The sequence below is a fragment of the Streptomyces sp. NPDC049954 genome (genome assembly GCF_040656295.1).
GTDB lineage: Bacteria > Actinomycetota > Actinomycetes > Streptomycetales > Streptomycetaceae > Streptomyces.
This window is the reverse complement of record NZ_JBFALS010000001.1, coordinates 803,878-816,920: the sequence shown is the minus strand read 5'-3', so window position 1 is coordinate 816,920 and position 13,043 is coordinate 803,878. Positions and strand designations below refer to the sequence as shown.

4 protein-coding genes are annotated in these 13,043 nt (G+C 73.0%); 3 read left to right on the top strand and 1 reads right to left on the bottom strand.

The genetic code is table 11. The annotated features are described in order from the left end of the window. Window positions 1–17 precede the first annotated feature (17 nt). The 3 genes from AB0J21_RS03350 (at window position 18) to AB0J21_RS03340 (ending at window position 11,165) form a co-directional block, all read left to right on the top strand. Entirely contained in the window at window positions 18–9,050 is a 9,033-nt protein-coding gene (locus tag AB0J21_RS03350) for an SDR family NAD(P)-dependent oxidoreductase (RefSeq protein ID WP_363144057.1), read from the top strand. Between the two features lie 141 nt (window positions 9,051–9,191). After that, complete coding sequence (locus tag AB0J21_RS03345) at window positions 9,192–10,040, top strand: methyltransferase domain-containing protein (RefSeq protein WP_363144056.1); 849 nt, start codon at window positions 9,192–9,194, stop codon at window positions 10,038–10,040. A gap of 225 nt (window positions 10,041–10,265) precedes the next feature. Continuing rightward, window positions 10,266–11,165 (top strand): HipA family kinase, encoded by a 900-nt coding sequence (locus AB0J21_RS03340; RefSeq protein ID WP_363144055.1) that lies wholly within the window; start codon window positions 10,266–10,268, stop codon window positions 11,163–11,165. A gap of 54 nt (window positions 11,166–11,219) precedes the next feature. Here AB0J21_RS03340 and aceB read toward each other — a convergent pair whose 3' ends face one another. Next, on the bottom strand, window positions 11,220–12,845 hold the full coding sequence (aceB, locus tag AB0J21_RS03335; RefSeq protein WP_363144054.1) for a malate synthase A: 1,626 nt from the start codon (window positions 12,843–12,845) through the stop codon (window positions 11,220–11,222). Window positions 12,846–13,043: the final 198 nt, after the last annotated feature.

Here is a 13,043-nt window from a genome sequence, read left to right as displayed (position 1 = left end):
CCTCGGCCGGGTTGGGGGTGGCGGACCATCCGCTGCTGGGGGCCGCGGTCACGCTGCCCGACTCCGACGGCTGCCTCTTCACCGGCCGGATTTCGCTGGCCTCGCACGGCTGGCTTGCCGACCACAGCGTCATGGGCTCGGTGCTGCTGCCCGGAACCGCGTTCGTCGACCTCGCACTCCACGCCGGAGGCTGGGTCGGGTGCCCGCGCCTTGAGGAGCTGATGCTTGAGGCGCCCCTGGTCCTGCCGGAACGCGGTGGCGTGCAGGTGCGGGTGACAGTCGCTGAGCCGGAGGGCTCGGGGCGCCGGGCGCTGACCGTGCACTCGCGTGGGGACAGCGAAGGCGAAAGCGGCCCGTGGGTCCGGCACGCGACGGGCACACTCACGCCCGAAGAGGCGCCCCCGCGGACGCCGGAGCAGGCGTGGCCGCCGTACGGCGCCGAGCCGGTCGCCCTGGACGGCTACTACGAGCGGCTGGCCGCGGCGGGCCTCCAGTACGGACCGGTCTTCCAGGGCCTCAAGGCCGTATGGCGCACTGAATCGGAGGTGTACGCGGAGGTTCGCCTGCCGGAGGAGGCGGCGACGGAGCCGGGCAACTTCCTCGTGCACCCCGCCCTGCTGGACGCCTCGCTGCACGCGATGGGCGCGGCGGCGACCTCGTCCGGCTCCGGGGGACCGGCCGGCCCCGACCCCCAGGCGCCGGGGATCCGGCTGCCCTTCTCGTGGAACGGCGTCTCGGCGCACGCGACGCGGGCCTCCGTTCTGCGCGTACGGCTCAGGCCCGATGGAACGGACGGGTCGCGGCTCTCGCTGGAGGCGACCGATCCGGGGGGCGCGCTCGTCACGACGGTCGGGTCGCTGGTGACACGGCCCGTGTCCGCCGAGCAGATCAGCGCGGCCGGCGGGGTGCTGCACCAGTCGATGTTCCGGCTGGGATGGCGTCGTGTGCCCGGCGCCGAGGCGTCGGCGCACCGCTCGGCGGCTCCGCCGGCCGTGCTCGGTGGCCCGGGGCTCGCGTCCCGGGACGAGCTGACACAGGGGGCGCTCGAACGAACGCGCCACCACGACGGTCTGGACGCGCTGAGCAAGGCTGTGGAGAGCGGTGCGACGGTGCCGCCGGTGGCTCTCGCCTTCCTGCCTCCCGTGTCCGGTGTGGACGCCGGCGAGGTGCGGCACGCCGTCCACCGGGCACTGGGCCTGGTGCGGGGCTGGCTGGCGGAGGAGCGTCTCGCCGGCTCGCGTCTGGTGATCGCCACCCGGGGCGCGGTGGCGGTCGAGGCGGGTGAGGGCGTCACCGACCTCGCGGCCGCCGCCGTGTGGGGCCTGGTGCGGACCGCGCAGACGGAGCATCCCGGACGCTTCGTGCTGGTCGACCTGGACGCCCGGACCGAGGACGGGCCGGAGCCGTTCGGCCGGCGGCCGCTGAGCGAGGAGGACCTCTCCCTGGTGTCGGCCGCCGTGTCCAGCGGTGAACCCCAGTCGGCCGTGCGGGGCGGGGTGCTGCTCGGCGCACGGCTGGACCGGGTACGGGCCACGGGGGCGCCGGAGCCCTCGGCTTCCTGGGACGCGCGGGGCACGGTCCTGGTGACCGGCGCCGGAGGCACGCTCGGGACCCTGGTCGCGCGGCACCTCGTGGCGGCGTGCGGCGTCCGGCACCTGCTGCTGGTGAGCCGCCGGGGCGCGAAGGCCGAGGGCGCTCATGAGCTGGAGACGGAGCTGGTGGCCGCAGGCGCGTCCGTGACCTGGGCGTCCTGCGACGTGGCCGACCGGGAGGCGCTGGCCGCCGTACTGGCGGCCGTTCCGGCGGACCGTCCACTGCGCGGAGTCGTGCACACCGCCGGAGTGCTCGCCGACGGCGTCGTCGAATCGCTCACCCCGGAGCGCGTGGACGCGGTCCTGCGGCCCAAGGTGGACGCGGCGGTCAACCTGCACGAGCTGACCGCGGCCTCGGACCTGTCGGCCTTCGTGGTGTTCTCCTCCGCGGCCGGCATCTTCGGCACCGCCGGGCAGGCCAACTACGCCGCCGCCAACGCCTTCCTCGACGCGCTGGTGTGCCACCGCAGGGCCTCGGGCCTGCCCGGCCTGTCGCTCGCGTGGGGCCTGTGGGACACACCGAGCGGTATGGCGGGCGGCCTGGACCGGACCGGCCTGCGACGCATCGAGCGGTCCGGCGTGGTGGGACTGTCTCCCGAGGAGGGGCTGTCCCTGTTCGAGACCGCCTGCGCGACGGACACTCCGGTGGCCATCCCCATGCGGCTGGACACCGTCAGGACCCGGGACGCGGGCGAGGTGCCCCACATACTCCGGAACCTGGTGAGGCCCACGAACCGCAGGGCTGTCGAGGTGGCCGCCGAGGCGGGCGCCTCCCCCTTGGGGGAACAGCTGGCCGGCGTACCGGCCGCCGAGGGCGAACGCCTCCTGCTGAACGTCGTACGCCGTGCCGTGGCCGCGGTTCTGGGGCACGCGGACGCCGGGACCGTGGAGCCGGGGGGCGCCTTCAGCGACCTCGGATTCGACTCGCTCACAGCCGTGGAACTGCGCAACCGGCTCACCACGGCCACCGGGCTGCGGCTGCCGGCCACACTGGTGTTCGACTACCCGACGCCCGCCGACCTGGCCCGGCATCTGCGCCAGGAGATCACCGGCCGGGACGACCTCGCCCGCCGCACCGCCCCGGCGGCCCCCTCCGGGACCGGCCGCGACGAGGACCCCGTCGTCATCGTGTCCATGGGCTGCCGGTTCCCGGGAGGCGTCCGCACGCCCGAGGAGCTGTGGGCCCTGCTCGCCGCGGGAGAGGACGCCGTCTCCGGCTTCCCCGGCAACCGCGGCTGGGACACCGAGGGGCTGTACGACTCGGACCAGGACACCGACGGCAAGAGTTACGTGCGCGAGGGCGGTTTCCTGCACGCGGCGGGCGACTTCGACCCGGCGTTCTTCGGGATCTCGCCGCGCGAGGCGCTGGCGATGGACCCCCAGCAGCGACTGCTCCTGGAAACCTCCTGGGAGACCTTCGAACGGGCCGGCATCGATCCCTCGTCCCTGCGCGGCAGTGCGACCGGTGTGTTCGCGGGCCTGATGTACCACGACTACGGCTCACAGTTGCGGAGCGTCCCGGAAGGCGCCGAGGGCTACCTGGCGACGGGCGGCTCGGGCAGCATCGCGTCCGGCCGCATCGCCTACACCTTCGGCCTCGAAGGCCCGGCCGTCACCATCGACACCGCCTGTTCCTCGTCTCTGGTGGCCCTGCACCTCGCGGCACAGTCGCTGCGCCAGGGCGAATGTGATCTGGCGCTGGCCGGTGGCGTCACCGTGATGTCCACCCCGGCGACCTTCGCCGAGTTCAGCCGGCAGCGTGGGCTGGCCGCGGACGGCCGGTGCAAGCCGTTCGCTGCTGCCGCGGACGGTACGGGGTGGGGTGAGGGTGTCGGTCTGCTCCTGCTGGAGCGGTTGTCGGACGCGCGGCGTCATGGGCATCAGGTGTTGGCGGTGGTGCGGGGTTCGGCGGTCAATCAGGACGGTGCGAGTAATGGTCTGACGGCGCCGAACGGTCCTTCGCAGCAGCGGGTGATCAGGGCGGCGTTGGAGAGTGGGGGGCTTTCGGCGGCCGAGGTCGACGCGGTCGAGGCGCACGGTACCGGGACCCGGTTGGGTGATCCGATCGAGGCGCAGGCGTTGCTGGCGACGTACGGGCAGAACCGTCCTGAGGACCGGCCGTTGTGGCTGGGGTCGATCAAGTCGAACATCGGGCACACACAGGCGGCGGCCGGGGTGGCCGGGATCATCAAGATGGTGCTGGCGATGCGGCACGGCGTACTGCCGCAAACCCTGCACGTCGACGAACCCTCCCCGCACGTCGACTGGACGGCCGGAGCGGTCGAGTTGCTCACCGGGGCCACGCCGTGGCCCGAGGCCGACCGTCCGCGCCGGGCCGGGATCTCCTCGTTCGGCCTCAGCGGCACTAACGCGCACATCATCCTCGAACAGGCCACGGCAGCCGGTGAGACGGAGGGAAGCCCGCGCGAGCTGCCGTCCCCGGTGCCCGCCGTGGTCTCGTGGGTCGTGTCCGCCAAGACCGAGACGGCAGTGCGAGCACAGGCGGACCGGCTGGCCGCACGGGTCCGACAGGAACCGGCCCTCTCGGTGAGCGACGTGGGGCTGTCCTCGGCCACCACGCGAACGGTGTTCCAGCACCGGGCTGTGGTGCTCGGCGCCGACCGTGACGGTCTCCTGAGCGGCCTTGAGTCGCTGGCGCGAGGCCGTGAGAGTACCGGTGTCGTCCGTGGTGTCGCGACAGGTGCGGATGGCCGTGTGGTGTTGGTGTTCCCGGGTCAGGGTTCGCAGTGGCTGGGTATGGCGGCGGAACTGCTGGAGTCGTCGGCGGTGTTCGCCGGCCGGGTGGCGGAGTGCGGTGCGGCGTTGGCTCCGTTCGTGGACTGGTCGTTGACCGAGATCCTGCGCGATGCCTCTGGTGACGACGCGTGGCTGGGTGAAGTCGATGTCGTGCAGCCGGTGTTGTGGGCTGTGATGGTGTCGTTGGCCGAGGTGTGGCGGTCGATGGGTGTCGTACCGGCCGCCGTGGTGGGACATTCACAGGGGGAGATCGCCGCTGCTTGTGTGGCGGGTGCCTTGTCGTTGGAGGACGGGGCGCGGGTGGTCGCGCTGCGCAGTAAGGCGCTCAAGGTCCTGTCCGGCCGGGGCGGGATGGTCTCGGTCTCCCTGGGCGAGGACGTGATCGGTGATCTGCTCGCCCGGTGGGAGGGCCGGGTCTCGCTGGCCGCCGTGAACGGTCCCGGCGTGGTGGTGGTGTCCGGTGACGCGGACGCCCTGGACGAACTGCTGGCCGTCTGCGAGGCGGACGCAATCAGGGCGCGGCGGATCGCGGTGGACTACGCCTCGCACTGCGCGCACGTCGAGGAGATCGAGAGTGTCCTTGCGCGGGAGTTGGCGGATGTCTCCCCGCGTACGGCGTCGGTGCCGTTCTACTCGACGGTGACCGGCGGAGTACTCAACACATCGGGTCTGGACGCGGGCTACTGGTATCGCAATCTGCGCCAGACGGTGCGTTTCGCGGAGACGGTGGACGCGCTGCTGGCCGACGGGTTCCGGCTGTTCGTCGAGTCCAGTGCCCACCCGGTCCTCACGATGGGCGTCGAGCAGACCGCCGAGGCCCACAACACCGCAGTGACGGCGGTGGGTTCTCTGCGCCGGGGCGAGGGCGGCCTGGAGCGCTTCCTCACCTCGGCCGCCGAAGCCTTCGTCGGTGGCGCGGCCGTCGACTGGGCCACCCTGTTCGAGGGGACGGGCGCGCGCCGCGTCGAGCTGCCCACGTACGCCTTCCAGCACCAGCGTTACTGGCTGGAGTCGGACCCGACGGCCGGTGTGGCGGGCGACGTGGCGGCGGCTGGTCTGTCGGCCGCCGGCCATCCGCTGCTGGGCGCGGCCGTCACCCTTCCGGCGACGGACGGCGCCCTGCTGACGGGCCGGCTGTCCCTGCGGACCCATCCCTGGCTGGCGGACCACGCGGTGGCCGGGGTCTCCCTGCTGCCGGGAACGGCGTTCGTGGAACTGGCGTTGCGGGCCGGGGAGGTGGTCGGCTGTAACCGTGTGGACGAACTGACCCTGGAAGCCCCGCTCGTGCTGCCCGCGGACGGAGCGGTCGCGATCCAGGTGGCCGTCGAGGGCCCCGACGAGTCCGGCCGGCGCTCGATGAGTGTCCACTCACAGACCGAGGACGGCCCCTGGACCCGGCACGCCACCGGCGCGCTCACCGAGGCCGGGGGCCCGGTCACCGGTCCCGGCAGCGAGGAGGCGTGGCCGCCGGCCGACGCGGAACCGGTCCCTGTCGAAGGGCTCTACGAGAGGTTCGCGCGGAACGGCTTCGGCTACGGTCCCTCGTTCCAGGGGCTGCGTGCCGTATGGCGCCGGGGCCAGGAGGTGTTCGCGGAGGTCGGTCTGCCCGAGGAACAGTGGTCCGAGGCCAGGCACCTGGGCGTGCACCCGGCTCTGCTGGACTCCGCGCTGCACGCGATGGCCTTCGGCGACTTCGTCCGCCTGCCCGGCACCCCCGCCGAGGGTGCGCCGGAGCGGGCCGGCCGGGACGGGCAGGCATCCGGTGGGGACACCGGGCGCGTCCGGATGCCCTTCGCCTGGAACGGCGTGTCGTTGCACGCGGAGGGGGCGTCCGTACTGCGCGTACGACTGGCACCCACGGGGCCCGAGGCGGTGGCGCTCTCGGCCGTCGACACGTCGGGCCGGCCGGTGCTCTCGGTGGACTCGCTCGTGACCAGGCCCATCTCACGGGAGCAGCTCGGCCGGGCGCACGGAACCTTCCACGAGTCCCTCTTCCGGCTGGAGTGGAACGCGGTGGCGGTCACCGGCGCCGCCGTCCCCCCGGCCGGGTGGGCGGTACTCGGCGACGACGAGACGTGGCTGCCGACGGCTCTGAAGTCGGCTCGCACCGCCGGGGCGCAGGCCGAGAAGTACCCGGACCTGTCGGTTCTGGCACAGTCCGTGGCGGACGGCCGCACAGCGCCGGACCTGGTGTTCGTCCCGCTCTGCGCGCCGGACGCCTACGGCCCCGGCGACGGCGCGCCCCGGCCGCTCTCGGCCGGGCGCGTACGCGACGCGGCGCACCGGGCGCTGCGACTGACGCGGGACTGGCTGGCCGACGAGCACTTCGAGCGTTCCCGGCTGGTGCTCGTCACCCGCGGTGCGGTCGCCACCCGTCCCGGTGAGCGGATCGCCGACCCGGCCCAGGCCGCGGCGTGGGGCCTGGTGCGGGCGGCGCAGTCGGAGAACCCCGACCGGTTCGTGCTGCTGGACCTGGACGAGCGGGAAGCCTCCTTCGCCGTTCTGCCGCAGATCCTGGGCGGGGAGGAACCGCAGCTCGCGGTACGCGAGGGACGGCCCCTCGCGGCCCGGCTGGCCCGGGTGCGCGCGGCTCGGACCGACCGCGACCAGCAGGGCGACCAGCTCGGGGAGCCCCCGGCCCTCGCGCCGGTGTGGAACGCGGAGGGGACGGTACTCGTCACCGGGGCGACGGGCGTCCTGGGGGCCCGGGTGGCACGGCACCTGGTGGCGGAACACGGCGTACGGCACCTGCTGCTGACCAGCCGCCGGGGACGGTCGGCGGCCGGTGCCGCCGAACTGGTGGAGGAGCTGACCGCCCTGGGGGCGTCGGTGCGGATGGCCGCCTGTGACGTCGCCGACCGCCCCGCCCTCGCGGAGCTGCTGGCGACCGTGCCCGGCGAGCACCCGCTCACCGCAGTGGTGCACTCGGCCGGTGTCCTCGACGACGGAGTCCTCGGGTCGATGACACCGGAGCGCCTGGACGCCGTGCTGCGCCCGAAGAGCGACGCCGCCGTGCACCTGCACGAGCTGACCAGGGAGCTGCCGCTCTCCGCGTTCGTGCTCTTCTCCTCGGCGGCCGGCGTGTTCGGTGCCGGGGGACAGGCCAACTACGCGGCGGCCAACGCCTTCCTCGACGCCCTGGCGCAGTACCGCAGGGCCGAGGGCCTGCCCGCGGCCTCACTGGCCTGGGGACTGTGGGCCGAACGCAGCGCCATGACCGGCCACATGGAGGAGGGAGACGTCCAGCGGCTGGGCCGTTCCGGAGTGGCCGCGCTGACCTCAAAGGAGGGGCTCGCCCTGTTCGACTCGGCGGTCGCGGCGACGCACAGCCGTGAGGACGGCGCCTCCGGAGCGGACCCGCTCCTGGTGCCCATGCGCCTGGACCTCGCGGTCCTGCAGGCACAGGCCGCCTCGGTCGGGACGCCCGCCCTGCTGCGCGGCCTGGTCCGCGCCCCGGTCCGCAGGGTGGTCGACGGCGCCGCCGACACCGTGCGGGACACCGGAGCGGCACCACTCGGACAGCGGCTCGCGGGGCAGACGGAGGCCGAGCAGATAAGGACCCTGACCGCCCTGGTGCGCACGCACACCGCGACGGTCCTCGGTCACGACTCGCCGGACACCGTGGACGAGGCCAACGCCTTCCTGGAACTCGGCCTCACCTCGCTCACCGCGGTGGAGATCCGCAACCGGCTCAACCACGTCACCGGCCTCACCCTGCCGGCGACACTCCTGTTCGACCACGGCACGCCGGCCGCGCTCGCGAGCCACCTGCGCACCCGCCTGGTGCCGGGCGCGAGCGGCACCACACCGTCCCACGAGCCGTCCGCCGCAAGCGGCGCGAGCGAGCAGGCGGCCACCGCCCCGGCGGCCGGGAACGACACCGGTTCCACGATCGAGGCGCTCTACCGGCAGGCATGCACCGACGGGCAGTACGTCGCGGGGACCCAGTTGCTGATGGCCGCAGCCCGTCTGCGCCCCTCGTTCCGTACGGCCGCCGAGGTGACGACCGCACCCAAGATCGTCCGCCTGTCCAAGGGGAGTACGGCGCCGGGCCTCGTGTGCTTCCCGTCGCTGGTGGCCATCTCCGGGCCCCGGGAGTACGCCCGCTTCGCGGCGGGCTTCCGCGGTCGGCGGGATGTGACGGTGCTGCCCGAACCCGGCTTCGGCAAGGGTGAGTTGCTTCCGGCTAGTATCGACGCGGTGGTGGAGATGCAGGTGGAGGCGGTGCTCCGGAGCGCGGGTGGGGGCCCGGTCGTGCTCGTCGGACGCTCGTCCGGCGGGTGGATCGCCCAGGCGGTCGCCGGGCGGCTGGCCGAGCGCGGAAGCGCCCCGTCCGCCGTCGTCATGCTGGACACCTACCTGCCCCGCAGCGAGGCGCTGCCGTGGATCCAGACCAACCTCTCCGGACAGATGCTCGATCGCGAGAAGATGTTCGGCGCGGTGGACGAGAGCAGGCTCACCGCGATGGGCGGATACCTGCGCCTGTTCTCGGACTGGGGGCCGGCCCCGATCGGCGCACCGATCCTCGCGGTGAAGGCCGAGGAGTCCTTCACCGGTTCGGAGCAGGGGGCCGACGAGGAATCGGCCTGGGGAGCCGAACTGACCCGGATCGAAGTGCCCGGAAACCACTTCACCATGATGGAGGACCACGCGGGCACCACCGCGGCGGCCGTCCTCAACTGGCTTGCGGAACACGTGTGACGCGCGGCCCGGCACCCGGCCGGGCACGCGCTCGCGCGACGCGAGATGAAGAAGAGAAAGAAGCCGGAAGGACCGGCCCGGGATGTTCCCGGCACGCCGGCCCTTCCGTTGACGCAGATCGCACACAGCAGGAGGAAGTAAGTGACGTCATCGAGTTTCACCCCCGTAGGTCAGCAGGTCGGCCAGTTCTACGACCAGCTGGTGGGTGCGTTCGACGCCTCGCTGTACGGTCCCAACATCCACGTGGGCTTCTGGAACAACCCGGACGACGCCACCGGCCTGGAGGAGGCCGCCAACCGGCTCACGGACATGATGATCGAGCGGCTCCAGGTGGGCCCCGGTGACCGGGTACTCGACATCGGCTGTGGTGTCGGCGGGCCCGCGATCAGGCTGGCCCAGGTGACCGGCGCCGAGGTGGTGGGCATCAGCGTCAGCGGCAAGCAGGTCGAGAAGGCCAACGAACTGGCCGAGGCCGCGGGTATGAGCGGCAAGGTCAGCTTCCAGCACGGCGACGCCATGGACCTGCCCTTCGACGACGCCTCCTTCAGCGCCGTATGGATGCTGGAGTCCGTCATGCAGATGCCGGACCGGAAGGCGGCGCTCACCGAGGCGGCCCGGGTCCTGCGGCCGGGCGGGCGGCTCGCGCTCACGGACAACTACGAGCGGGAGACCATATCGGAGGAACGCCGGCCCGTGATCGAGGGCATCCTCAAGCGGTACCTCACCCAGTCGCCCGCCTCCTTCGAGGCGTACCCCGCGCTCCTGCGCGAGGCGGGGCTGCGTCCCACGGAGATCGTCGACGTCAGTGAGAACACCACCAGGCAGTCGGTCAAGCGGCTCGGTGAGGCGCTCGCCAAGAACATGAGCGAGCTGGCCTCGAAGATCGACCCCGAGGTCTTCGCCAAGCTGAAGCCCGCCGAGGGCGAGAACATGGAGATGCCCGAGCTCGGCTACCTGATCGTGACGGGACGCCGCGCCGCGGCCGTCTGAGCGCGGTCCCGCCCGGCCGGGGCCGGTACGGGGCGGGGCGCATCGCCGCGGCGGTGCGCCCCGCCCGCTGACCCGGTCAGCGATCACCCCGGGTTACTATGCCCACTTCATGCGGGAAGACGACGCGGGGGAGGGGCGGCCCCCGGCGGGGCGGCAGGTTCGCCCGGCGAGCGCCTCGGAGGTGGCTGTGGATCGCAGGGTCAGGGAGACGGGCCGGCCGGGAACATGCTGACAGAGGTCACCGCCACCCGCTACGTCGAACCGCTCCACGGCGGTGGCTCCGTGCCCGGGATCGTCGAGGCCGACGACCTCGGGACCTACGTCCTGAAGTTCACCGGTTCCGCGCAGGGGCGTAAGGCGCTCGTCGCCGAGGTGATCGTCGGGGAGCTGGCCCGGCGGCTCGGGCTGCGGGTGCCCGTACTCGTGCTCGCCCACTTCGACCCGGCACTCGGCGTGCACGAACCGCACCAGGAGGTGCGGGACCTGCTTGCGGCCAGCGGCGGGCTGAACCTGGGGATGGACTACCTGCCGGGGGCCGTCGACTTCGTGCCGGGAGGCAGCGGACCCGTCGCGGCCGGTGCGCTGGAGGTCGGTCCGCTGGAGGCGGGGCGCGTCGTGTGGCTGGACGCGCTCACCGCCAACGTGGACCGCACGGTGCACAGCCCCAACCTCATGGTGTGGCCGGCGTCCGGCACCGCGCCCGCCCGGCTGTGGCTCATCGACCACGGCGCGGCGCTCGTCTTCCACCACCGCTGGGACAGTGCGGCCGCCTCCGTGGGCAAGGCGTACGACTTCCGGGCCCACGCCCTCGGCGCCTGTACGCCCGACGTACGGGCCGCCGACGCCGAACTCGCTCCGCTCGTGACCCGCGAGCTGCTGCACGAGGTCGTCTCGCTCGTCCCCGAGGGGTGGCTCACGCACGAACCCGGGTTCGCCGGGCCGCAGGAGGTCCGTGAGGCGTACGTCTCCGTGCTCGCCGCGCGCGCGGCGGTCTCCGCGAGCTGGCTGCCCACCGACTTCCCGACGGCGCGCGAACTCTCGGCCGCCGACGAGAAGCGGCGCGCACGCACCCGCGCGGGTCGGCCCGCCTGGCTCCAGCACGTGCCGGACCTGCACGGCGGGTGAGAACAGCAGTGGGCGAGGAGGGGCCGGGAGCGGCGGCTCCCGGCCCCTGCGGCCTCAGCCGAGCCGCTCGTAGGCGGGAACGGTCAGGAAGTCCGCGTACGTCTCGTCCAGCGACACCTCCAGCAGCAGCTCGTGGGCCTCCGGCCAGCGGCCGGAGGCGAAAGCCTCCTCGCCCAACTCGGCTCGCAGAGAGCCCAGTTCCTCGTCCGCGACGGCGCGCGCCAGCTCCCTCGTCACCGGCACCCGGACGCCCTCCCGTTCGACCTCGACGCCCGCGTTGATCCACTGCCAGATCTGCGAACGGGAGATCTCGGCGGTCGCCGCGTCCTCCATCAGGTTGAAGATGGCCACCGCACCGGAGCCGCGCAGCCACGCCTCGATGTAACGGATGCCGACCTGCACGGCGTTGACCAGGCCCTCGTACGTCGGTTCCGCCGTGAGGGAGTCGATCGCGATCAGGTCGGCCGCGGCCACCGACACGTCCTCCCTCAGCCGGTCCTTCTGGTGCGGGCGCCGCCCGAGCACCGCGTCGAAGGACTCCCGGGCTACGGGGACGAGGTCGGGGTGGGCGACCCACGAGCCGTCGAAGCCGTCGGCGGCCTCCCGGTCCTTGTCGGCGCGCACCTTCTCGAAGGCCACCTTGTTGACCTCGGCGTCCCTGCGCGAGGGGATGAAGGCCGCCATCCCGCCGATCGCGTGCGCACCCCGCTTGTGGCAGGTGCGCACGAGGAGTTCGGTGTACGCCCGCATGAACGGGGCCGTCATCGTCACCGCGTTGCGGTCCGGCAGGACGAACTTCCGCCCGCCGTCACGGAAGTTCTTCACGATGGAGAACAGGTAGTCCCAGCGGCCCGCGTTCAGCCCCGAGGCGTGCTCACGCAGCTCGTAGAGGATCTCCTCCATCTCGTACGCGGCGGTGATGGTCTCGATCAGCACGGTGGCCCGCACCGTGCCGTGCGGGACGCCGAGAGCCTCCTGCGCGTACGTGAAGACCTCGTTCCACAGCCGCGCCTCCAGGTGCGACTCGGTCTTCGGCAGATAGAAGAACGGGCCCAGGCCGCGCTGCGAGAGGCGCCGCGCGTTGTGGAAGAAGAACAGGCCGAAGTCGACGAGGGCGCCCGGCACCGCCCGTCCGTCCACCTCCAGGTGCCGTTCGTCGAGGTGCCAGCCGCGCGGGCGCACCACGACGGTCGCCAGCTCCCCGGCCGGCCCGAGCGCGTACGACTTGCCGGTGCGCTCGTCGGTGAAGTCGATGCGCCGCTCGAAGGCGTCGACCAGGTTCGCCTGTCCGTGGATCACGTTCTCCCAGGTGGGCGCCGAGGCGTCCTCGAAGTCGGCGAGCCACACCCGGGCGCCCGAGTTCAGGGCGTTGACGGTCATCTTGCGGTCCGTGGGGCCGGTGATCTCCACCCGCCGGTCCTCCAGCGCCGCCGGGGCGGGCGCCACCCGCCACGTCTCGTCGGCCCGCACACCGGCCGTGTGCGGCAGGAAGTCCAGCGAGGAGGTCTCGGCGATCTCGGCCCGGCGCTCGGCGCGCAGCGCGAGCAGCTCATCGCGTCGGGAGGTGAACCTGGTGTGCAGCTCGCCGAGGAAGGCGAGCGCGGCGGGCGTGAGGATCTCGTCCCGCCGGCTCAACGGCGGGGCGTCGGCGGTGACGACGGCGGGCGCGGACGAGGACATGGGCGGGCGCTCCTTCGGCGGCCGGCACGGGGCCGGGGCTCGGTGCGGAAGGCGGGGCCCGCCCTCCGGAGGTCAGCGGTACTTCTGTTTTCCGGATACTAGTTTTCTCATTGTGGAAGTTCAATGCTCTGCGGTGGTGGCGGGGGCGGGTGGGGTGCCAGGTGCCAGAGGCCCGGAGGCCGGGGCTTCTGACACCGG